This is a genomic window from Bradyrhizobium sp. WYCCWR15520 (assembly GCF_056174665.1).
On the sequence record NZ_JBWBWM010000188.1, the window covers coordinates 1 to 523 of the forward strand.

The 523-nt window shown below is 45.9% G+C and carries 1 protein-coding gene; it reads left to right on the forward strand.

From position 1 onward, the window contains the following. Positions 1-523 (forward strand): ABC transporter substrate-binding protein (locus AC0QUY_RS42800; RefSeq protein ID WP_475391769.1); only part of this gene is annotated, 523 nt, incomplete at both ends.

Below are 523 nucleotides of genomic sequence, written 5' to 3' on the forward strand. Positions count from 1 at the left end.
AGAGCATAAAGCTGATGAATATGCGGTTTTTAAACGCAATGAACATTATTGGGGTGAAAAGCCAAAAGTCGAGAAAATCAAGGTGAAAGTCATCCCGGACGCCGAAACAAGGGTGCTTGCATTTGAAAAAGGCGAGCTTGACCTCATTTACGGCGAAGGCGTTATCAGTTTGGATGCATTCAAGCAGCTGCAAGCGACAGGCCAATATGAAACAAGCCTTTCTGAACCGGTGGCGACGAGACAGCTTGTCATGAATACGAAAAAAGAACAGCTCTCTGATGAGCGCGTGCGTCAAGCCCTCCACTATGGTTTTGACAAAGAAGCCTTGGTAAAAGGCATCACCTCCGGGTTAGAAGAAAAAGCAGATCATATTTTGCCGACAGACTTCCCATACACGTCTGATATTGATGTAAAGCAAATCAACTATGATCCAGAGAAAGCAAAAGCGCTATTAGATGCGGCAGGCTGGAAGCTTCCGAATGGCAAGACGGTGCGCGAGAAAGACGGAAAGCCTCTTGAATTT